Annotated in this window: 18 protein-coding genes and 1 pseudogene; 4 read left to right on the top strand and 15 right to left on the bottom strand. The window is 46.6% G+C overall.

All coding sequences use genetic code 11. From position 1 onward, the window contains the following. Positions 1-61 precede the first annotated feature (61 nt). From V512_RS05895 to V512_RS05870, 6 genes are all read right to left on the bottom strand, one after another. On the bottom strand, positions 62-823 hold the full coding sequence (locus V512_RS05895) for a glucose 1-dehydrogenase (protein ID WP_099829526.1): 762 nt from the start codon (positions 821-823) through the stop codon (positions 62-64). Between the two features lie 422 nt (positions 824-1,245). Next, positions 1,246-1,617 (bottom strand): DUF6672 family protein, encoded by a 372-nt coding sequence (locus V512_RS05890; RefSeq protein ID WP_099829525.1) that lies wholly within the window; start codon positions 1,615-1,617, stop codon positions 1,246-1,248. A 4-nt stretch (positions 1,618-1,621) separates the two neighbouring features. Beyond that, positions 1,622-2,761: an ABC transporter permease gene (locus tag V512_RS05885; RefSeq protein ID WP_099829524.1), complete on the bottom strand. Its 1,140-nt coding sequence runs from the start codon at positions 2,759-2,761 to the stop codon at positions 1,622-1,624. Further along, positions 2,758-3,801 (bottom strand): ABC transporter, encoded by a 1,044-nt coding sequence (locus V512_RS05880; protein WP_099829523.1) that lies wholly within the window; start codon positions 3,799-3,801, stop codon positions 2,758-2,760. Before V512_RS05880 ends, V512_RS05885 begins: the two co-directional genes overlap by 4 nt. After that, entirely contained in the window at positions 3,794-5,398 is a 1,605-nt protein-coding gene (locus tag V512_RS05875; protein WP_099829522.1) for a sugar ABC transporter ATP-binding protein, read from the bottom strand. Before V512_RS05875 ends, V512_RS05880 begins: the two co-directional genes overlap by 8 nt. A gap of 74 nt (positions 5,399-5,472) precedes the next feature. Then, complete coding sequence (locus tag V512_RS05870) at positions 5,473-6,648, bottom strand: DUF3798 domain-containing protein (RefSeq protein WP_099829521.1); 1,176 nt, start codon at positions 6,646-6,648, stop codon at positions 5,473-5,475. 258 nt (positions 6,649-6,906) lie between these two features. Here V512_RS05870 and V512_RS14935 point away from each other — a divergent pair, with 258 nt between their 5' ends. The 4 genes from V512_RS14935 to V512_RS05855 all read left to right on the top strand — a co-directional run bounded on the left by V512_RS14935 (position 6,907) and on the right by V512_RS05855 (position 9,782). Continuing rightward, entirely contained in the window at positions 6,907-7,260 is a 354-nt protein-coding gene (locus V512_RS14935) for an AEC family transporter (RefSeq protein ID WP_243392275.1), read from the top strand. Continuing rightward, on the top strand, positions 7,176-7,814 hold the full coding sequence (locus V512_RS14930; RefSeq protein WP_347708252.1) for an AEC family transporter: 639 nt from the start codon (positions 7,176-7,178) through the stop codon (positions 7,812-7,814). Before V512_RS14935 ends, V512_RS14930 begins: the two co-directional genes overlap by 85 nt. A gap of 90 nt (positions 7,815-7,904) precedes the next feature. Continuing rightward, on the top strand, positions 7,905-9,191 hold the full coding sequence (locus V512_RS05860) for a patatin-like phospholipase family protein (protein ID WP_099829520.1): 1,287 nt from the start codon (positions 7,905-7,907) through the stop codon (positions 9,189-9,191). A gap of 3 nt (positions 9,192-9,194) precedes the next feature. Further along, positions 9,195-9,782 (top strand): hypothetical protein, encoded by a 588-nt coding sequence (locus tag V512_RS05855; protein WP_099829519.1) that lies wholly within the window; start codon positions 9,195-9,197, stop codon positions 9,780-9,782. Here the strand turns inward: V512_RS05855 and V512_RS05850 are convergent. The 9 genes and pseudogenes from V512_RS05850 to V512_RS05810 form a co-directional block, all read right to left on the bottom strand. Then, positions 9,779-10,171 (bottom strand): annotated as a pseudogene (locus V512_RS05850) (LemA family protein). The gene V512_RS05855 and the pseudogene V512_RS05850 sit on opposite strands and share 4 nt — an antisense overlap. Positions 10,172-11,156: 985 nt before the next feature. Further along, a protein-coding gene (locus V512_RS05845) for an IS3 family transposase (protein ID WP_099829518.1) occupies positions 11,157-12,472 on the bottom strand; the annotation gives its coding sequence in 2 pieces (ribosomal slippage) (positions 11,157-12,092 and positions 12,095-12,472; 1,314 coding nt in all). A 112-nt stretch (positions 12,473-12,584) separates the two neighbouring features. Continuing rightward, a complete protein-coding gene (locus V512_RS05840; protein ID WP_099829517.1) occupies positions 12,585-13,247 on the bottom strand; it encodes a YjjG family noncanonical pyrimidine nucleotidase in 663 nt (220 codons plus the stop codon). Positions 13,248-13,266: 19 nt separating this feature from the next. After that, positions 13,267-14,220, bottom strand: coding sequence for an alcohol dehydrogenase catalytic domain-containing protein (locus V512_RS05835; protein WP_099829516.1), 954 nt, complete (start codon positions 14,218-14,220; stop codon positions 13,267-13,269). Next, positions 14,220-15,413: a PLP-dependent aspartate aminotransferase family protein gene (locus V512_RS05830; protein ID WP_099829515.1), complete on the bottom strand. Its 1,194-nt coding sequence runs from the start codon at positions 15,411-15,413 to the stop codon at positions 14,220-14,222. The genes V512_RS05835 and V512_RS05830 overlap by 1 nt, the downstream gene beginning before the upstream one ends. A gap of 143 nt (positions 15,414-15,556) precedes the next feature. Then, a complete protein-coding gene (locus V512_RS05825; RefSeq protein ID WP_099829514.1) occupies positions 15,557-16,294 on the bottom strand; it encodes a hypothetical protein in 738 nt (245 codons plus the stop codon). Positions 16,295-16,299: 5 nt separating this feature from the next. After that, entirely contained in the window at positions 16,300-17,619 is a 1,320-nt protein-coding gene (gene mnmE, locus V512_RS05820; RefSeq protein WP_099829513.1) for a tRNA uridine-5-carboxymethylaminomethyl(34) synthesis GTPase MnmE, read from the bottom strand. After that, positions 17,612-20,647 (bottom strand): transcription-repair coupling factor, encoded by a 3,036-nt coding sequence (gene mfd, locus V512_RS05815; RefSeq protein WP_099829512.1) that lies wholly within the window; start codon positions 20,645-20,647, stop codon positions 17,612-17,614. The genes mnmE and mfd overlap by 8 nt, the downstream gene beginning before the upstream one ends. Beyond that, positions 20,623-21,849, bottom strand: coding sequence for a nicotinamide-nucleotide amidohydrolase family protein (locus tag V512_RS05810; protein WP_099829511.1), 1,227 nt, complete (start codon positions 21,847-21,849; stop codon positions 20,623-20,625). Before V512_RS05810 ends, mfd begins: the two co-directional genes overlap by 25 nt. Positions 21,850-21,858: the final 9 nt, after the last annotated feature.

Genomic DNA, 21,858 nt, shown 5'->3' with positions numbered 1-21,858 from the left:
TTCCATTATAAAAGAAGAGGACGCCGGAAGGCGTCCGCAAATTGGACATCAATCAACAGCTCTACCTTGCCGTGTATCCACCATCAACCATAAGCGATTCTCCATGAACGAAAGATGCTTCGTCACTTGACAAGAAGAGAACTGCGTTCGTCACTTCTCTTGGCTCTCCCAGTCTTCCTATTGGATGCAGTCCGACTAGCATGTCGTGCATGTCAGTTCCCTCTTTCATTCCGGATGCTTCAAGTAGAGGAGTCTTTATGAAAGCAGGATTTACGGCGTTTATCCTGATATTCTTGCTTGAGTATTCTAGAGCTGCCGCTTTTGTCATACCGACAACTGCATGCTTAGCGGCGACATAGGCAGAGGCGTTGTTGAAACCAACCTTACCAAGGATCGAGGAATTGTTTACAATTGCTCCCCCGCCTTGCTTAAGCATCTGCTGGATTTCATACTTCATTCCGTAATAGACACCAAGCAAATTGATCGAAATCACTCGCTCCCAGTCCTCTTCGGGGTACTCAGATAGAGGAAGAGAAGGTCCGCCTATCCCTGCATTGTTGAATGCAACGTCAAGCCTTCCGAACTTCTCGACAACAGATTCGACGATTCTCTTCGTCTCCTGAGCGCTCGAAACGTCATGTTTCATGAACAGGGCCTTTCCCCCTGCATCATTTATCTCTTGAGCGAGTTCTTTGCCCTTTTCTTCATCAACGTCCGTAATGACAACTTTCGCTCCTTCCTCGCTGAAGGCCCTGGCGCTATCTGCACCAATCCCGGAACTCCCGCCTGTAATGAGCACTACTTTCCCTTCGAATCTTTTCATGTTCTCCCTCCTTTCACTCCATGTTACCGCCGATAGTTTTTCTCGGGTATGTTAATTGTATCACAAAACTGCTTATGCATGAAGATGAACGAAGAGTGTGGTCGGTTTTTTGAAAAGATTATTCAAGAGAGTCTTCGAGGTCTGCAATCTAGCGCGAAGGAGGCGGCTGATCTCTTGTTTCTTCAATCAGTTCTATGAAAATTGGAATAGGAATATGGCGGGAAGAACGAACTCTTCGAGATTTGTTGCTCGGCGGAATCTACTGCCCTGCAATTGAGAGTGAGAAAATGCAAAACGTCTTTTCCTCAGCGATCAGCACTTCGAGTTTGCACAGTGAAAAGGGGCCAAACAAGGTTTGTGCTCGGCCCCGTAGAGCAACTTTTGGATCAACTAAGTGAAGTGAGCATTGTGCTTGCAGTAGATCACTCTATTGCAAGCCATCCATCCTCAAGCTCAAATAACGCTACAAGATTCACTACGGCGGTATCGTTGGGCGCCAAGTTGAATTTGCGTACAACTTCTCTTGTGGTACCGTCAGGGAGTTTCTCGATAGCCGTTATCTTGTGCCATGGACCGGGTGTGTTCGCGACTTTTCTCTTTCCCTTCCCAACTTCGCCGAGGTCCACATCATCAACGATTACATCAATTGGATTAGTAGACTTGTATTCTACGCCGTTGATAACTATGTCTCTATTGTCAACGAAGACACGGTGTTCCTTGCCAATCACGTAGAGAAAGAACCCCAAGGCAACCAGCACTACAACAAGGGCAATCCTAATCACGTTTCTTTTCATAAAATCACCCTCCAGTCCTTTCTTCGATCGCGGCCTTTATGGCTGCCTTTGCCTGTCTACGTTCGGTCTCTTTCTCGACCTGCCTTCTCCAAGCGTAAAGAGCAAGCGAGATTGCAATTATTCCATACGAGACAAACACTCGGAAGAACTCTCCAATTTGAGCCTGGCCGAGAAGTTCTTTGCCGGCTCTTGGAGCGACAATGAAGGTGAGATGGAAGAGTGTGATTCCAATGAAAACATTCGGAATGGTTGCTTTGGCGACTGAAGCACCTCCAATCAGGAGGGCGGCAATGGCAAAGGTTCCAACCTGATCGTGTGAGTTGTAAGTGTTTATTGTGCCTATGTTTTGAAGGAATATTATCTGACCAAAACAAGCCAAAACTGTCGAGATGACTATTGATAGTGTCCTCGTCCGATCGACGTTTATACCCGCAGTTGCGGCCACCTGCATGTCTTGTCCTACAGCCCTCATGTCTTGCCCAAGCTTTGTTCTTGTGAACCAGAAGACAAAGATACATAGTGCAGCAATGATTGCGAAGAGTCCAAGCGGGATTATTACACCGCCGACTTGAATCGACCACATATTATCAAGAGCTTTTCTGATAGTTAGTAGGTCGATCGCGTTTCTAACTCCGTATCCGCGTGGTAGCAACAGCTTATTGCTTGTTATTGGTATCACACTTCCCATACCATAAAGAATGGTTAGTTGATAGATACCGTTTATGAAAAACCCGAGAATCATCGATGTAACCATCTCTCTACCTTTTGCTCGGTTGAGAATGCTTCCGGCAAGAAGACCAAGGAGGATCGCTATCGGCATTCCTACTAGCATGGCCAGGACAACGCCTGGAATTCCAACTACTCCCCAATCTAACATGAATATCAAGCCCATTTGACCAGCCATGGCGCCCAAAACAATGCCAAAGTTCAATCCCATACCGGCCATTACTGGTATAAGCAAAGATATGACCAGGAAGGAGTTTCTTCCAAGTCTTGTTATGATTTCATTTAAGAGGTAATCAGTCGAGAACCCCGACAACGGTACTGCGAATATCAGGAGAATTATGAAAAGTATTGGGACCGCATTGGATATTGCAAATCTTACCAATGGGTTCTTTGCTCGTGTTAAGCTCTGATCCTTCATTTTGTCACCTTCGTTCTTCTCGTCAAAGCATAAACGATCATACCGTTGGAGACGATTATTCTTATTACCTCTGACATGTCACTCTTAATCAAGTTGTTCATAACAGATGGAGTCATCGTCAGAATACCTTGAAAAAGAAAGGCTCCTATAATGACATTGCCCATAGATGCTTTTGAGACAGATGCACCTCCCAGCAGCAAAGCGGCTACTGCAGGAAAAGCCATTAGTAGAGGTGCCATATAAAGCTGAATGAACCCGAAGCTCTGCTCATAGACTAGAATTCCTACAGCGGCGATTATTGTCGAGATTACGACTGATAGAATTCTCATCCTATCGACGTTTACACCTGCAGCCTTTGCGTAAATGGGATTCGATCCTGCTGCAGTCATAGCGGTTCCCAGCTTAGTCTTAAAAAAGGCCCAGACAATAAGCGCCATTAGACCAAAGAAAAGAACCGTTCCAGTCGGGAAGAAGAACTTCCCTATTTTAATACTAAGGAAATTATTTAGAATCCCAAGCCAATAACCTTCGACACTTATGGTGGTTCTCAGTCCAGAACCGCCGTACCCCCAGATCATGTTAGGACTCTTGTATGGCAAGAGTAGCCACATCATACTCATGAAGGCTACAGAAGAGAATCCGACATACGTTGCAACGACCATTTCATCGCCCTTTACTCTGTTAAGCAGAAGTCCGTAGAAGAACCCCAGGATTGCGGCGATGGGGATTGCGATTCCTATCGCCGTTAGAAATCCCGCAAGGCCAGTTACTCCAAGTTCGATACTTGTGACCGCTCCAATTAGTCCGGCAATGACGCCCAACTGCATACCAAAGTTCAGTCCACAACCTGACTGGACCATAGGAACAAGTGAAAGCACGAGTACTGAATTCATTGCGAACCTAACGATTGTATCGCTGATCGAAGTGCCAACACTTATGTTAACGAATGGAGCAATTACAAACATAGAAAGCAGGAAGAGAGCGATTATTACTCGAGGCCAGCCGGCCTTCTCTATCAACTTCCTTATACTCTCAAGCATTTGCCTTCACCTCTTCCTGTTCACCTAGCATTAACAGCCCGAAGTCGGCAGGGTCAGCAGTAGGCAGAAGGATTCCCGCGATCTTTCCTTCATCAACTATCGCTATTCTGTCACATATTGAGCGTAGCTCTTCAAGCTCGGAAGACGTCATGATTATGGTGGTTCCATGCTCCTTGTTCTGTCTTCTAAGAGTCTCGAGGACAACGCTCTTTGCACCGACATCGATTCCTCTAGTTGGCTCAGATACGAAAAGAAGGTCGGGTTCAAGAACAAACGCTTTGGCAAGACAGACTTTCTGCTGATTGCCTCCGGAGAGCTCTTTTGCATTTTGCCTTTCACTGACACACTTTATCTGAAGCGATTCCACATATTCTCTGGCAACCCTGGAAATCTCTTTGTCATCGCGCCATTTAATGAGGCCGCCAAGTAAATTCCTGATGAACCTTCCCTGAATCTGAATTGCTGTGAATACGATGTTCAGATCTATTGGCTCATCCAGAAGAAGACCGACTCCTCTTCTGTCTTCAGAAACGAACGCGATTCCTTTGCTTAGAACAGCTACAGGGTTATTAAGCGGAAGCCTTTCGCCTTTGTAATATACTTCTCCTTCCGAAGGGAAGAGACCCATGACTCCATTTGCTATTCCGAGTTTGCCTTGACCGGCAAGTCCTCCAATACCAAGGATCTCACCTTTATGAACCTTAAGGTTGACGCTGTTTACCTGTTCACCTGGCATGTCAACCCAAAGATCTTTGATTTCGAGAACGATTTCCGATTCAGTGCTTCCCTTTGAATGCAATGAAGCAGAATCCTTAATTTCTCGGCCAACCATAAGAGAGGCAATTTCCCTCGGCGTAGTCTTTGAAGATTCCAGTTCTCGGACGACCTGCCCATCTCTAAGTACAATCAAGCGATCAGCTATTTCTAGAACCTCGCTCAGCCTGTGGGTTATGAAGATTATCGATAGTCCCAGATTGGCAAGCTTTCTCGCCGCCCTTAGCATCGTATCAGCTTCCGATTCTGTAAGAACTGCCGTAGGTTCGTCAAGGACAAGCAGTTTAGTTGACTTCCTGTCCATCTCTCTCGCTATCTCAGTAAACTGCCTGTGACCTACCGGCATTTCGCTCACAAGCATATCCGGATCAAGTTGAACCTCCAGCTTCTCTATAGCTGCTACTGCTCTCTTATGCATGTCGTCTCTATCAAGAGTTCGCAATCTCTCACCGAAGACTTCTACGAAGATATTGTAATTAGTAGATTCTCTGTTCAGTAGTATGTTCTCTGTAGCAGTGAAACCCGGGATCAATATAAATTCCTGGTGCACCATTCCTATTCCGGCTTCGATGGCCTCAAACGGACTGGCGAAATTGACTTCCTTATCATTTAGGAATATCTTTCCCTGAAAACCACCCGTCTCGTGGATGACAGGCAGACCGAAAAGAATATTCATGAGAGTAGACTTCCCAGCTCCATTTTCGCCAACCAGTCCTATGATCTCGCCCTTCCCAACTTTCAAAGTAACATCTTTCAGAACCTGGTTTCCGAAGAACTCCTTACTTATGTTCTCCATCCTCAGCAAATATTGCTTTTCATCCATGACTTCACCCCAATACCGAAGGCTAGAAAGAGTCAAGAAAAGGGGGGTCGCCCCCCCTCTTGACGTTATTCAGCTTAGAAGTTTAAGAATTTTGCAGGAACCTCAACTTCGGTGATTCCCATGTAACCTTTGCCAAATATGTAGGTATCCTGATAGATGAGGAGATAGTTTTCCTGTTCGATTCCATCGGCATCGATGTAGTAGCTGCCATTCCAGCCCGCACCTGGTGTATATTCTGCGAAAGTGGCCATTACTGCATCAAAATCATCGATTTCACACTTGCCGTCGATAACGTTCTTTGCATGTTCAGCAAGAGCTGCCGTCGTTGTGTAACCGAGCGAGTAGGCCCATGTTCCCATTCTTCCGGCTCCGCCCTTTGCCACAACAGCCTCTTCAACCTTGGCAAGAATTGCTGGCCAGTTGCCAGTTTCTTCTTCGGTGAAGGATATGCCGAGGGCTCCGGGGTAACCCATCAGAGGAGAAGGTAGATCGGCTTCAATGAAGAATCCACCAAGCTCTGCGACTCTCTTCAGAAGAGGTTCTGTATGAGCGTCATTCGTACAGAAGAACGCAGTGTTTGCGCCGTATTCGTCAAGCCAGGCAGGGACTTTCTCCAGAATGAACTGCTGTGCGCCGGCGATTCCAACGTCTCCGACGGGATCGGGTGAACCCATGTCGATGAACTCAAGTCCGAGTTCCTCACAAGATGCTCTCATGATGTCTCTTCTCTTCGATAGAAGTTCGTAAGACATGTGCCTCGGGAAGGAGATGTGCATAAACTTCTCTGCGCCGAGCTGCTTGGCTGTGTAGATAATTAGATAGCCACGGGCAAGTGAGTCAGCATTGACTGAGAGATGGGCCGCATCGGCTAGCATTGGGGGATCTTCGTGAGGCAGACCGGCAAGAAGAAGAATGTCCGGTCTTGTCTCCCTGATTCTTCTGAAGCTCTCAACTGTTCCAGGAATAGCCTGGTTAACAATTATTGCCTTCATAAGAGGATCGTCTGCAAGACCGGTTATCTGGGCGATAACAGTCTCCTGTTCAGACATGAAGTTGTCAGGGTAGGTGAGGTGAACGATCATCCCACCGGAAGCGGCATCTCCGTATTTCTTGATCAGTGCTTCGGCACCTCTAAGATCATCCTCGGACTGAGAAACGGTTCCCGTCACAACACCGATGTGATAATTCGCGGCAAACATGAAAGCCGCACTTACAAGAACTACCAGTAGAACTAACAGTGCTTTGCGCATTCAAAAAACCTCCTTTATAAGGAATTGAGGCTGCCCTATAGGCATCCAATAATCATAAATATCTCGTGACCGAAAAAGAAGCCGGATAGCCCGGATATCAAATAGGAAAGCATAACGTTTAACGAAACTAGTTTATCACAATTCTGGGTCATTTATGTAATCACTTCGTTCTCCGCTATTCCTAATTCAAGCTGTTAAGAGCCACCTGATTTGTTTTCCTTGTTTCATTCTTTGGTATGCGGGTTTATAATCCTCCTAATGACTGAAATCACCTCGAAAGTGCTTACTTTCTTTGCGTTGATAGGAATTGGCTTCATATTGAGGAGAACTAATCTGGTTGACGATCTGTTCACAAAAGGAGTAACTAGATTCGTTCTTTACGTAACTCTTCCTGCTCTGATAGTTGATTCGATGAGTTTTGAATACTCTTACGAGATGTTTTCTTACTCCATAATATTGTTAATTGCCGCGGCGCTCATTATACGGTTCTATGGTTTCTTGCGGTCTTTTCGGCAAAGGCGCTCAAGATTACCGACGATTCAAGAAGTGTCTTTCTCTATGCTGTTCTCTTCGGAAACGTTGCCTATATGGGTTATCCTGTCGTCGAACTAATAATCGGGAAGGAAGGAGTGTTCTATAGCGCCGTCTTCAATATCTGGTTCAAGGTTCTGACCTGGACTGTCGGAGTGAGGATCATGTCACATGAGGCCCGTCTGTCAAGGAAGAAAGGCCTTCTCAATCCAGGAACGATAGCTGTTTTCGTAGGCCTTGTTCTTTTCTTCACTCCGCTCAGGCTTCCGTCATTCCTCGATGAAGCTCTTGGGCTTCTCGGGGAAAGCACTATCCCTCTGGCCATGGTAGTTGCGGGGATTATTTCGGCCAGTACGAGACTCTCCACGATATTTAAGAGCAGAATTATTCTCTTCTGCAGTCTTCTTAAGCTATGCATTGCGCCTTTGATCGTTTTTTGCCTCCTATCGTTTGTAGAACTGCCTTCTGTTGTCGAAAAGATTCTGATAATCATGAGCGCAATGCCGGCTGCAGCTAACACTTCGATCTTCCCAAGGATATTTGACTCCGACTATGAACTCTCATCCAAACTCATAGCCTCTTCTACGTTATTCTCACTGATTTCAATCCCGTTAATCATCTCTTTTCTCGATTGAAAAAGTCAGATATTAACTCGCTATCTTTCATTTTGGACGTTGATAATGCTATTATCCCTCTATGATAGCCGTCAAAGAGAGGTGTTTGCAGTGAAAAGGTCCGTTTTGATTTTGCTCCTGATTCCTGTCGTTCTGTTTTCCGGAAGTGTGGGACTGGTGCTTTCCGGAGGAGGTGCGAAAGGTGCTTATGAAATAGGCGCGTGGAAGGCTCTTATAGATCTCGGAATCGAAATAGGCGGCGTCTACGGGACCTCGGTAGGTTCCTTGAATGCAGCGGCCGTTGCCCAGGGAGACTTTGAGAAGGCACTTGAAGTTTGGAGAAACATTTCTGAAGATAGCGTTATGAGACCTACAGAGTCTCAAAGAAAGCTTATCGAAGCGTGCGGAGGTAGTGATGACTGGAGTGTCGGAGAACTTTATCAGGGTGCGGTAGATGTAATAAACCGCGGTATTGATGTAACTCCACTTAAGAATCTTCTTAGCTCCGTCATCTCTGAAGAGGCAGTCAGAGGCTCGTCGGTTGATTTTGGACTAGTTACATTTGATTTAACCGATGCCAGGCCAGAAATGCTTTTTATAGAAGATATTCCTCAAGGCCTACTAATCGACTACATAATGGCTAGTGCGAATTTTCCAGGATTCCAGACAGTTGTCATTGATGGCAAGGCCTTTATCGATGGTGGAATATATTCAAATCAACCTGTTGAAATGGCAATCGAGAGAGGCTTCAAGGAAGTCGTACTCGTTGATATAGGGAGAGTTGCGTTAAGGGACAGGATCGGCAAGATCAAGGCATTCTTCACCGGCACTAATCTGATTCATATCAGGCCTAGGGTTATGTACGGAAGCACGCTGGATTTCGATGCTGAGAAGACGAAGCTGCAGATAGAAGAGGGTTACTTAGACACGCTGGCTGCTTTTGGGCTGGTGAAAGGAGAGTACACCTACATATTTGAGAATAGGGATGTGTTCAGGGAAATGTTTGATTCCCTTCCTCCCCAGAAGAGAGCTGAAGCGATCAGGATCATTAATGATCGTCAAGAGTGGGACGACCATGACAGGTTCTATTCTGAGCTGCTGGTTTCGCTGGAAAACATAATCAAGGGAGACGATCCGATGATTGCTGTAGTTGACCGATTGGCATCTATGATGAAGATTCCTTCACTGACTCTATACAGCACTGAGGAACTTCTTGAGGCCATTAAGCTCAGTTATTCCGCAAATGGGTTTGAAGGTGATTTGAATTCGCTAGTACCCTACGAAAGAATGCTTGAGTTTGTTCTCTTTCTGTACGACAATGCAGAAGTACCCTCGCCCCCACCGCAATTTGAACGATTCAAATCTTCCTTCATGATTTTGAATGGAGTAGAGGAGTAGAAGATGAGATGGATCATTTTAATGCTGGTTGTAATAGTCGCATTTTCCGGGTGCGTACCGATGGCACTTATGATGGGTCCGGAAATGCTTCCAATAGGGACGTTGAAACAGTCTGTCGGAATGGACCTCCTCGTTGGGTTCGAAGAATCGATTCTTGCTCCCTGGAGCTTTCAGTACCTTGCTCGCATGGGTCTCACAGAGTATCTTGAAGGCTCTCTTAGAGTTGCGATACCGAGCATCTTCATTTCTGCTCCTGCGGCAACATTGGAGGCCGGTGCTAAATTGGGAATTCCTGGCTTCAGGAATGCAGCCATTCTTGTTAGCGGAGGAGCATTCCTTGGCAAAAGGCCTAGCGGTATAAGCGGAGACGACTACTTCATACCTTTCCTAAGAGTTGCTCCAATGGCGGGCGTAAGCATCGGAAACTGGATGGTGGGAGCAAAGCTTCAGATATTCGTTGCTAGCGAAATGGGGATTATCCCCGGAGTCTTCTTGACCAACGGGAAGTTGTTTTTCGAACTTGACATTCCTTTTGTAGACAGCACTTCCAATCCAGACGGTGGCCTGTTCGGAATAGCCGTCACGTTCTAATCACCGCTCATTAGCTCGAACTCCTTGAGTCGAGCAATTCTTGCAACTACGATATCGGGAGTTCTCTCGAGCCCGGCGTTGTAGAATTTTGCAATGTTGTTGTAATAAGCTCTGGCAAGCTCCAAACGGTTTTCTGTATCGGCCAATGCCTTTTGAAGTCGTGAGACCGCGCCGCTCTATTTCAGTTCGGGATAATTCTCGATGATAAGCAGAAGAGTATCTGCAGCAGTCTCATTTCGTAAAGCGGCTATTCTTGTCTGTACAGCCTGTTCGTGCTTCATGAGACCGATAACAGAGGCAGAAAGCCTTGGTATCAGATCGTGCCTTCTCTTTAGCTGAAATTCAACCAGTGAGTAGCCCTGTCTAACTCTCTCACGTAGAGCCTTCAAGCTATTGTAGACGGTCCACATCCAGCTAATTAGCCATACACCCGCTTAAGAACAAGGAACCGCTGAACGCTTAAGAACGAAGACCCGCTGAGCGCTGAAGAAAACAACATTGACCGTCAACGGTCCACCGTCCACCGAAGATCCCGCTGTGCGCTTAAGAACGAGGAACCGCTGAACGCTGTGAAGAGCGGTCCTCCGTCAGCCGTCAACGGTCCGCCGTCCACCGAAGAGACCGCTGTACGCTTAAGAGCAGAAAACCCGTTCTACGCTGTGAAAAGCCAAAACCCTGGACACGCCTTCAACGCTCTTTTTCATTCTTTGTCAAAGAAGAGAGAACGGCTAACGCAGAATCGTTCCCGCATCTTGGAACTGATTTTTCCTTTCGGAGAACGGAGAACCGTTAACGTATAACTGTTCCTGCAACTTGCATCATGGAACTTGCAACTCTCGGTCTTGGAGAACGGAGAACCGATAACGGACAACCATTTTCTTATTCAACTCGCAACTTGCCACTGGCAACTGTCTCAAGGATCGAGATTCTGACCCGGAGCTTAGTTAGAATGACGGTATTAGATGCTTTCCGGATAACCTAAGACTGTCATCCCGTGATGGGTCTGCACGGGATCTGGTCTTATGAACGACCCAAGGACCGAGAACCTGGCCAGAAGCATGATAGTGACCTGAAGCAAGAAAAGACTGTCATTCCGCAGTGCTACTAGAAAGAGCGGTTATAAATTGTTCGTTATTGGTTGTTGATAAGAGCAAACAAGAAAAGAAGCATTAAAAGTCGTTTCGCTCTGAAATGCTTCCACGTCATGTCATCCCGTGATAAATTTGCACGGGATCTGGGTTTCGTTTTTATCCAAGGATGCGTCAATGATCTTGGAAACGACGGAGGAGGTCTTTAGTTTTTTACTAGACCCTAAACCCCATACCTTAGACCCGATCCCTTCGACCCCCAATGGTTGGACAAGAAGTCAGAGAATCACGGTTTTACGATCTGAATCGGAGTTTCATCGTTTAGTTCTTTGAATGCATTAGGTGTTAAGTAATTCAAAGATGCATGCGGTCTAAGATTGTGGTAGAAATCCATGTACACCTTGTATTTCCTGAGAACATCCTGCGAATCCTCGAAGTGATTCAGGAATACGAACTCTCTTTGCACATTTGAATGCTGAGACTCAATGTGAGCTTGAGAATCTGGATTGTGTCTGTAACCGAACTCCTGGATTATATTGAGCTTTTCAAAGAAATTTCTGACAGCATTGGCTTTGAACTGTGTCCCGTTGTCCGTTCTAACTACTTGTGGAAGTGATTCCTGGTAAAGAATCGCTTCTCTGAATAGAGCAATGACATCTCCACTCCTACAGCTGTTGCCAATGAACGAGCCTACGATTTCCCTTGAATAGACGTCTATTATGTCCAGTAAAGCGATGTTTCCTTCCGTGATGGTGGATATGACCTTAATGTCTGCTTCCCAGAGTATTCCGGGTCTATTCAATCTATGCACTGTAGAGCGTCTTACAGGATGCGTATGTCTGGTGTAGTACTTCCTTACGATCCTCAGCTTCTTTCTCAGTCTGTGCAGTTTCTTGTGGTTGACTATTATACCCATCTCGTTCAGCAGATACTTACTAAGTTTCTTACTGCCGAGGACCTTCAAGTAATACCTTGGATCATATGGATCGTGAAAATAGAAAATCTCCAGGAGTATCTCTTCAAGTTCAATGTCGGTAATCATTGTTCCATCTCTCTTGTTGCAGAAACCGCGAGTTCTCTTAGGTGGCTTACCGACAAGGATAACCTTCACTTTCTTCTTGTGGTAATAGCTGCTCCTTGGAAAAGAAAGGACGAGTAGAACAAACTTAATTGCAAAGCCCAGTCCTATATAATCGTCAGCCAAGAATCTGTCAGTTATTCGGTTTCTCTCTTTTTTTTTAACGCTTCTTGCAGTATCTTGACCTGCAATTTGTATTCGGCTATTTCTAGCAATAGCTTCTCTTTCTCGGTAAAAGGACCCTTGAGATCACTTGGATTCTCACTTATCTTGTCAAGTCCCAGTTCCTTGTATAGAACAGGTGGAATCTTATTTGGATCTCTAATGAAACTTCCCCCTCGTGATCCCTTAAAAAACGCAGCTTCTCCTTCCTTTCTGTATTTCACAGTCCAATTGTTCAATGTCTTGGAGCTTATTCCATTCTCTTGTGCAATCTCTTCAAGTGTCTTGTCTGTCTCTGCAAACTCCTTAGCTAATCTAAGTTTGAACTCAGGATCATAACGCTTGCCTCTCGGATGCTTCATCCATATTCACCCCTTCTTAGTCTACTATTCCTAACTTACTTGTCCAATTCCCCTGGGGGGTGAATACGTTACGGCACGTGTGCATGACCGGACCCAGAAACCGTTTTTCGACTCAAACAAGAAGCATAAGTAGTTCATCGTAGCTCTTTGCTATGTTTATCGGGCCACGATTCCTCCGAGCATGAGGGCCGAACCATATGAAGTCAATTCCCGCATTTTCTGCGCCTCTGTAGTCCGACTCAAGACTGTCTCCAATGTATACGACTTCATCCTTCTGAACACGTGCCCTACGCATTGCCACGAAGAAGATTTCGGGGTTGGGTTTGGCAGCGCCGGCCTCTTCTGAAGAAAGAGAGAATTCGAAGAATTCAGGGAGGCCTGCAGAAAGGAATCTGTTGTGTTGCACGCGGTATACTCCGTTCGTTATTACCGCCATTCTTTTTCCGCGGCGCCTCATCGTTGTGAGAAACTCTTTTGCGCCCGGGAGAAAGTATGCCTTCTTTGAAAGTCTGGTCAGGTATTCGTCATTCAGTTCTTCAGGACTAAAGCTCACTCCGATAGAGCTGCAATAATCCACAAACCTTCCAAGAACGACTTCATCCTTGGTCTTTTCTCCAAGCGCAAGATAACTCCACCACTTCGAGTTTGTTTCTCTGTATAATGAGAGTTGTTCTTCAGACAACGCGATCCCTCTAGAGTCGAACAACTCCAAAAGCGCTTCTATTTCACTTCTCTCGAAATCGAGAATTGTGTGATCTAGATCAAAGAAGTACATTCTATAGATGCCGTCCAGTTTAATCCATCCTTATAATTATTTTGAGAGATCTTCTGGCTGCTTCAAAAGCCTCAAGCGACTCGTCAATGGAAAACGTCTTCGCTATAAGGGTTGTTGGGTCAACAAGTCCGCTTTCAAGAAACGAGATCGCTTTGTCAAATGGCCCGCACCTCGATCCAATAAGGTGAATCTCTCTCACAGCTACACTTGTAATGTCTACTTCTGGAGTTCCTTCATAGGTGCTTTTAAGCACGATCTTTCCCTGGGGCCTCACTACTTTCAACGCAGAAGCCAGCCCGTAGGGATTCCCCGTTGCTTCGACCACCACATCAAAGTCTCTATCGTAGGAGTCCGCTTCGTTTACGCTTACAAAGGAGGCTCTGTTATTGTCTCCGAGAAGCTTCATTCGCTCTGAGTGTTTGCCAACAAGTACATGGTCAACTCCGCTCGCGGAAAGCACCATCGATATAAGCATACCAAGCTTCCCATCTCCAATAAGACAGACTCTGTCAGTTGAAGAGAAATCAACACTTTCGAGCACATGGGCGGCTGCAGCCAATGGTTCTACAAACACCGCCTTTCTATCGGAAACTTTCTCGGGTATTGTGTGAAGGTTCTCGTCCGGCAGAACGGCGTACTCGGCCATTGTCCCCGCGTAGTCTGCAATGCCGATTGTCCTTGTGTTTCTACAGTGCTTGAAAAGTCCCATATCACACAGATCACATTTCTTGCAGGGTATGCTTATTTCGGAGGCTACTCTCTTTCCAACTAGGAAACTTGTGTCGCTTTCGACCACTGTTCCGAGGAACTCGTGGCCGAGAATTCCTCGGAAGTTCATGTAGCCTTTTGTTATTTCGATATCCGTATTGCAGATACCTGCGAGATTTACCCTGACAAGAGATGTTCCCGGTTGCCTTTCCGGAATAGGTACTTCTCTCAGTCTCAGAGTCTCATCAAAGATAAGCGCCTTCATTATTTGTAGACCTTCTCGAGAGCATCCTCGATGTCCTCCAAAAGATCGGAGTGATGCTCCAAACCGGCTGATATTCTAACTGTCTTGCTTGAGAACCCGAATCTATGAAGTTCCTCCTCTGGATAGTCTCTGTGGGTCATCATGGCAGGTACTTCTACTAGAGTCTCCGCATCTCCGAGTGAAACGGCCAGTTTTATGAGCTTCAGGCCCTGGACGAATTTCTCTGCGTTTTCCTTTGGTCCGCACAACTCGAAGCTGATAATTCCGCCGAAGCCTTCCATCTGTCTGGCAGCCAATTTGTGGCCTGGATGATCCTCGAACCCCGGATAAGAAGTCTTCTCGATTTCCTTCCTTTTTCTTAGGAATTCCGCTATTGCAGTCGCGTTTCTTTCATGCCTTTCCATCCTTAACCCGAGTGTCTTCATGCCCCTTAGTAGCAGCCAGGCGCTGAAAGGGCTGATGACTCCTCCAAGTTCACACATATATCCGAATTTCAGCTTCTGAATATAATCAAAGTCCTTAGAGGTCGCAACTCCCCCAACAACGTCTCCGTGGCCCGATATGTACTTGGTAGCACTATGGAGCACAACGTCCGCGCCGAAATCCAGAGGTTTCTGGAATACGGGGGTTGCGAACGTGTTGTCGACAACCACCTTTATGCCCTTCGAGTGGGCAATGGCACAAAGGCCCTCAATATCGATTATCTCTAGAGCCGGATTTGTCGGTGTTTCGAGGAACATCACCCTTGTGTTCGGAGTGATAGATCTTTCCACATTGTTGAGATCTGTCATATCGATGAAGTCCGTATTGATCCCATACTTCGCTATAAGGTGGTTCAGAAACCCGAACGTTGAGCCGTAGAGATTTCTGTGTGCAAGGACAGAATCCCCAGCTCCCGAAAAGGACAGAATCACCGAACTGATCGCTGCCATTCCTGAAGAGAAGGCTACACCGTCCACTCCGTTCTCGAGAGTGGCAAGTCTCTGTTCGAAAAGATTTATGGTTGGATTACCGCCTCTTGTGTAAACGTATGCCCGCCTCTTAAAGGAAAAGGTATCTTCGGCTTGCTGCAAATCAGTGAATGTAAATGTTGAAGTCATGTATATCGGAGAGTTGAGTGCCTGGTTCTGGTCCTCTTGCTCCGCAGCGTGTATTGCTAGAGTGTCAAAATGGTATTCTCTCGATTCTTCCATATCTACCACCTCACTTCTTATTGAATTATAGCGCAGCAACTGAGAAGTGCGACTAACAATGGCTCCCGAAACCTGAACTTGGCAGTGTTGTGAAAAAATCTTCGCTGGAAAGTACAATCATTCGATAGCCTGCAACCGTCTTTTTAAGTGGAAGTTGCCGGATGATTCTGCACTAATTGCTCTGTTTCTTTTCTTGCCGCTTCTATCTCCTCCTGTATTCTCAGAACTGTCGCAGGTTCTTCGTAGAAGGAATAGGTGTCTTCTGAAGTCCTCACAAGTAAGAAGTAGTCCCTTATTTTTGGTTTGCCTATCATCTTTATCTTTCTGGCAGGGAGGAACATGTCTCTGAGAGAGGGAAGGTAAAGCTCGCCCGAAGACATGCTCAGATGGACTGAAACCTCTTCGATCTTCTCTATCGGAATAACCATGGTGACCCTTCCGCTTCCGGGGATATCGACCGTGAAGCGAAAGGCTTTGTCATGAATAACGGCGTAACTCTGACTCATGTTTACTTTCTCGATTTGGGCTACTCTGCCGAATGTATAGAACATGGAGCTTACGCGCATTCTGTTTTCGGCTCCAGAGAGCCCCAAATCCCGGATCAGTCTTTCTTTTGGTCGTTCGTCTCCCATGCCAAGTAGGGCAGTAATTATGCAGATTATGTCTCCGAAAAGGAAGCCTGCCTTGAAATTGCCAAGAAGTATGGCGATCACCTCAGCGACTATCGGGATCAAAGGAGCAAGTGCTAGTATGCGGTAATCAAATCTCTTCCTCAGCACGGTGAAGACAATATATGCAGGCGTGCATGCCAGAAAGTACCAGAGCGGAGAAAGAACAAACCTCGTGGCCGAACCTGCTAGCAGTAAGAGAATCCCAGTCATTAAGATCACTTCCCAACACAGAAATCGCCGAAAATCCTATTCAGCAAATCTTCTGTAACGTTTGTTCCCAACAATTCGTCGAGACTTCTTGCGGCCTGCTCAATCATCGTGCTCACAACGTCGACAGTTATCAAACTATCTATTGCTTCTATCGATTTGTCAATGCAGTCTACAGAATCTGAAAGCTTCTGTTTCTGCCTCGCGCTAATAATTACGGAATCTTCAATCGAGGTGATGTCATCTGTTTTCTTCAGCATGAGCTTCTCGAGATCTCTAATTCCTTCACCGGTTTTCGCGCTGATAATTACATCGTAAGAGCCGCTTTCGATCTTTCGAATATCGGATTTGTTTGCTGCAACAATAAGCCGCTTCCTTCCGTTTCGAAGATCTTCCTCTAGATCCCGGTTTTCCTGGTTATGAGGATCTCTCAGTAGAATTACTAAATCGGCTTCCTCGATTGCCTTCAAGCTCCTTCTGATTCCCAACTCTTCCACAGCATCTGTTGCTTCCCGTATTCCTGCGGTATCCACTACGTTAAACAGAACACCTTCTATGTTGAGATCTTCTTCAATAGTATCCCTCGTTGTACCGGGAAGATCTGAGACTATCGCTCTATCGCGTTTCAGCAAAGCGTTGAGAAGAGTAGACTTTCCGACATTTGTCTCTCCTACGATTGCGGTTTTGATTCCCCGAGAGAGTATTATCCCGTTCTCGGAACTGTTCACGAAATGGGCAATCTCATTCCTCAAATCCAGGAGTTCACCGCGCAGAGAGGAGTAATCAGTCTCAACTTCATCAGGATAGTTCAGTTCAACTTCAACGGCGGCGAGAAGACGAATCATCTTTTCCCTGAAAGAGACTACTTCTTCACTGAGACCTCCTGTAAAGCTTTTCACAGCTGCTTCCAGAGCTCTCTCTGTTTTGGAAGTGATAAGGGCGTTTATCGCCTCGGCTTTGATAAGATCGAATTTCCCGTTCAGAACCGCCCTCTTTGTGAACTCCCCCGGGAGAGCCATTCTCGAGCCAGCACGAAACAGGGCTTCCAAAGCGTTCTCCACAATAATCGGATTTCCATGAAACGAGATCTCAAGCATATCTTCGCCTGTGTAGGAAGCCGGGCCTTCAAAGAAAACAACGACGACCTCATCGATGAAGCGATCGCCTTCGACAAATTCCGCTACATATGCCCTTCGTGGTTGAAGACTTCTCGGGCCTGAGATCAAGTATCGGATTCTCTCTAGTACCCGTGGACCGGAGCATCTTACAACAGACGTTGCAGATACTCCTCTGGGAGTTGAAAGTGCGCAAATGATATCCTCAAACAATGTTCTCAGCTCCATGGAAGAGTGTCTTCAGCGTCTTCATCAGATGTCTTTCGGGCACTCCATAGAGAATGGATTTCCCTTCCCTTTCGTTTACAATTAACCTGCGGCTCCTAACTCCCAGAGAGTCGCGGATATGGTTTTCGCCGTGAGTCATAACTAAGCTTTCCGAGTGAGAATCGTACTCAACGATCTTTATTCCCATAGTGAATGCCCCAAGTCTTATCCGCGAAGCTTCAAGAAGGGAGACAACTTGAGAAGGAAGTCGGCCAAATCTATCTATCAGTTCCGCTTCTATTTCGTCGATTTCGCTCTCTTCTTTACATGCTGCGATTCTTCTGTAGATCTTCAACCTCTCTATAGAATCGGAGACATACTCCTCAGGGATCACCATATCGAACGGAATATTCTTCAGTTCCGTATCTACAGTCCTTTCCTCGACACCGATTTCGAACTCCCCTCTTAGCTCTTTCATAGCCTTATCTACCATTTCACGATAGAGGTACAGTCCGACCGAGTTGATGTTTCCATGTTGCTCTGCGCCAAGCAGCGTTCCGAACCCTCTTATCTCGAGATCCCGCATTGCGATCTTCATTCCGCTTCCGGCTCCCGAGAACTCTTTCAAAGCCTTCAGCCTCTCTCTCGAAGGATCGGACAGTCTCTTTGGATCGTAAAGAAAGTATGAAAAGGCTCTCCGATTGCTCCTGCCGACTCTACCTCTCAACTGGTAAAGTTGGGCCAATCCATATCTCTGGGAATCATTCACAATCAATGTATTGGCATTAGGGACATCAACACCGCTTTCGATTATTGTTGTGCATAGAAGCATGTCTAGTTCACCAACGTAGAATTCCCTTATCGTACGCTCAAAGGCCGTCTTGTTCATTTGACCGTGAGCAACGTCGATCTTGACTTCCGGCAGAAGATCTCTCAGCTTCACGAGAATCTCCGGCAGTTCGGCGACTCTATTGTGAACAAAGATCGTTTGACCGCCTCTGTTGGTCTCCCTCAGTACTGCCGTTCTGATAAGCCTTTCATTTATCGCTCCTACATATATCTCTGGCGAAGTTCTTCCTGCGGGCGGAGTAGATATTACCGAGAGGTCTCTGAGACCCGAAAGAGACATGTAAAGAGTTCTCGGTATTGGCGTGGCGCTCATCGACAAAACATGTATCTGCAACCGAAGCTTCTTGAAGTGCTCTTTCTGGAGGACGCCGAAGAGCTGTTCTTCGTCGACTACTACCAGGCCAAGATCGGCGAATACGATTTCCTTTGAGAGCAAAGAGTGAGTGCCTACAACGACATCGACCTGTCCATTCTTAAGCCTTTTCAAGAGCCTGCTTCTCTGGGCGTCGGTCCTGTATCTATCTAGAATCTCTACTCTAATTCCAAAAGGGCTAAGCCTGCTTTCGAAGTTATCGAAGTGCTGTCTGGCCAGAACCGTCGTAGGGACCATCACAGCGACCTGTTTCCCGGAGACAACTGCTCTGAAGGTAGCACGCAGAGCCACTTCGGTTTTTCCGTATCCGGCATCGCCACTTATTAGACGATCCATCGGCTTGTTGGTACTCAGGTCGTCAAGTACTTCTTCGACTGCCTTCTGCTGATCTTCTGTCTCGAGATACGGGAAGCTTTCTTTGAAGCTCTTCTCCATCTCGCTTTCGCCTATCAAAGGAATTCCTGACGAGGCCTCTCTTGAGCCGTAAAGGTTTGACAGTTCTTCAATCAAAGCCTTCACTTCTCTCTTCACTTTCGATTTCTGTCTGTTCCAGGCAGTACCTCTCAAGGAGTTCAACTGAATTCCTTCGGTGTTTCCTATGTATTTGTGAACACGATCGACCCTGTCGACCGGAACGTAGATCTTATTTCCATCTCTGTACTCCAGGAGAAGATACTCTCTGGTTCCTAGAATGTTCTCCACTGTTCTTACTCCAAGATAACGACCAATGCCGTACTCCTTGTGGACAACAAAATCTCCCTCTTCCAGCTCCGTCCAGTCAACCACCGGTATTCTCGGCAAAAACTCTTCTTCTCTCCTTGGTCTCTTGATTATCTCAAGCTTCTCGCAGAGCTCCGAGTCATAATCAAGAGAGGAGACTTCTCCGTCAGATACGATGGAATAATCCTTCAACTTCAGTAGCACTTCTGAGGACACTCCACCGAATCTGATGTAGAGGAACTTTCTAACAGCTTTGTCCGAAAGGAGTTCAAGAGTCTCGCGTTCTCTTCGCCCAAATTCAGCTAACGCATCGTCTGGATTGACAAAGACTACGTTGTAGTTTTCAAGAAAGTCAAGAAGAATCGATTGCCGCTCGTAGAAGATTCCTGCAATAGTATCCATCGTGTCCAGGCGGTCCCGAAGAATCTCATCCGAGCCACCGATTGCCTTTTCTGCGCTGGAAATTCTTTTCAGAGCGAGTTCCCTGTGCGGTGAGGCGGTGATGCCCTCGGCAGCAGGAGTTACATAAGCTTCATTCAGCCTTTGAAGACTCTTCTGAGTTGCCGGATCGAAACTTCTGATCGATTCTATCTCTCTGTCGAAAGTGTCTATTCTAATCGGTCTTTCAGTCCCAGGAATGAAGATGTCGACAATTCCTCCTCTAACGGCAAACTCCCCGGGAATTGTGACGGAAAACGCCCTGGAATATCCCAGACTCTGCAGGTGGTCCTCGTGGAGAGTGAGCGGACCTCCAACTTCAACCTTCAACGAAAGGCCTTCGAAGACTTCGATTGGCACTGTCTTTCTCAGAAGACCATGGAAAGACGTATACACGGTTCTGAGCTCTCCGAGAAGCAGCTTTCTGAGCAACGCGAGTCGTTCAGACCTTATCCTGGGAGAAGTCCCGACGTCTTCAAATGGGAAGACATCATGAGAGAAGAAGAATCCATCACCCTCATGCTTCGAATGTATGTCGATGAAGGATTCCAGCATTCTCTCGCTGGGAAAAATGACTACAGTTGCAGAGCACTTTTCGATTTTCTTCTCGACCCAGGAAATCGGGTCGTTTACTCTATATAATACTCGTTCCAAAACAACCTCCAAAGCCTTTTCAAAACAGTGCTTGCAGCTCTTAGCTGGATTGTCTCTCTGGCTCCCTTGAATCTATCGGTGTAGGTCTCTATTGAATCTACAATCCTCACTGCAGAGCAGACAAGGCCCACGGGTTTAAGATCTGACCCTCCCGAAGGACCTGCTATTCCAGTGACGGAAAGGCCCACATCAGTTCCGAAGAGACGACTTGTCCCCGCGGCCATTTCGAAGGCCACCTCTTCAGAGACGGCACCGTGTTGACTCAAAGAGTTCTCACTGACTTTCAGGAGTGACATCTTCGATTCGTTCGAATAAGATACGATGCCTCCAGAAAAGACATCTGAGACTCCGGGAACCGAAGTGAGAAGTGCAGAAAGGCGTCCTCCTGAACAGGATTCCGCTACGGAAATTGTCAGGTTCTTTTCCCGAAGCCCTTTGACAACCACTTCAACCAGTTCCTCGCCGCTTGTTGTGTAGATGTACCTTTTCCACCGCTCGGAGAAGAGGCGGCAAACCTCTTCGAGAACAGACTCGTCACTCGCGGACAGGATCACTGTTGGACCAGAGAAATAACGTACTCTTGTTACGAACTTTACTCCAGAGAACCTGGAAAGCATCTCCTCAGTGAAGTCTTCTACTTCTGGTTCAGTAAGATCCAAGAATCCGATCGTTCTAGAAAACATCTTGGGCGGCAGAGTAATGTGTTTGAGGGCTTCCATGAAGACCGCTTCCATTTCCATCGGAGGTCCGGGAAGAATAACGATCTCCTTGTTCTCTGTTCTCACAAATGATCCCCTGGCGCTACCAGAGATGTTCGGAAGCTGAACCGAGTCCTGCATAACGAGAGCTTGCCTCTTCAGTCCCGCAGGGGCTTCTCTGGAAAACCGCTTAAGGAAGCTTTCTTCTAATGCAGAATAATACTCGCTATCGAAGCTCAGCTCCCTGCCGAGATAGTCGGCAACAGTCTGAAGAGTAATGTCATCGAATGTGGTTCCAAGTCCTCCTGTTATTAGGAGGAGATCAGCTCTACTAAGAGCCGTTCTTATCTCGTGGCTTATGTATTCCCTGCTGTCCGGAACTACAACGATTGACTGGACTTCAAATCCCAGTGCCGTAAGACTCTCTGCGAGATAACCTCCATTACTGTCTTTGACCACGCCTCTGGTGATTTCGTCCCCGGTAAGAAGGATTGCAGCCTTCAAGCGACCACC

The sequence above is a fragment of the Mesotoga sp. Brook.08.105.5.1 genome (assembly GCF_002752635.1).
In the GTDB taxonomy this organism is placed as follows: domain Bacteria; phylum Thermotogota; class Thermotogae; order Petrotogales; family Kosmotogaceae; genus Mesotoga.
The sequence above is the reverse complement of the archived record's forward strand: the minus strand, read 5'-3'. Positions and strand labels throughout refer to the sequence as shown.

What these genes read in the sequence shown, in the direction of transcription:
- V512_RS14935 (WP_243392275.1), top strand. Translation starts at nt 6,907, where the DNA reads ATGACTGAAATCACCTCGAAAGTGCTTACTTTCTTTGCGTTGATAGGA.
- V512_RS05830 (WP_099829515.1), bottom strand. Translation starts at nt 15,413, where the DNA reads ATGGAAGAATCGAGAGAATACCATTTTGACACTCTAGCAATACACGCT.
- V512_RS05840 (WP_099829517.1), bottom strand. Translation starts at nt 13,247, where the DNA reads ATGTACTTCTTTGATCTAGATCACACAATTCTCGATTTCGAGAGAAGT.
- V512_RS05885 (WP_099829524.1), bottom strand. Translation starts at nt 2,761, where the DNA reads ATGAAGGATCAGAGCTTAACACGAGCAAAGAACCCATTGGTAAGATTT.
- V512_RS05835 (WP_099829516.1), bottom strand. Translation starts at nt 14,220, where the DNA reads ATGAAGGCGCTTATCTTTGATGAGACTCTGAGACTGAGAGAAGTACCT.
- V512_RS05880 (WP_099829523.1), bottom strand. Translation starts at nt 3,801, where the DNA reads ATGCTTGAGAGTATAAGGAAGTTGATAGAGAAGGCCGGCTGGCCTCGA.
- V512_RS05890 (WP_099829525.1), bottom strand. Translation starts at nt 1,617, where the DNA reads ATGAAAAGAAACGTGATTAGGATTGCCCTTGTTGTAGTGCTGGTTGCC.
- V512_RS05895 (WP_099829526.1), bottom strand. Translation starts at nt 823, where the DNA reads ATGAAAAGATTCGAAGGGAAAGTAGTGCTCATTACAGGCGGGAGTTCC.
- V512_RS05825 (WP_099829514.1), bottom strand. Translation starts at nt 16,294, where the DNA reads ATGACTGGGATTCTCTTACTGCTAGCAGGTTCGGCCACGAGGTTTGTT.
- V512_RS05875 (WP_099829522.1), bottom strand. Translation starts at nt 5,398, where the DNA reads ATGGATGAAAAGCAATATTTGCTGAGGATGGAGAACATAAGTAAGGAG.
- V512_RS05855 (WP_099829519.1), top strand. Translation starts at nt 9,195, where the DNA reads ATGAGATGGATCATTTTAATGCTGGTTGTAATAGTCGCATTTTCCGGG.
- V512_RS05870 (WP_099829521.1), bottom strand. Translation starts at nt 6,648, where the DNA reads ATGCGCAAAGCACTGTTAGTTCTACTGGTAGTTCTTGTAAGTGCGGCT.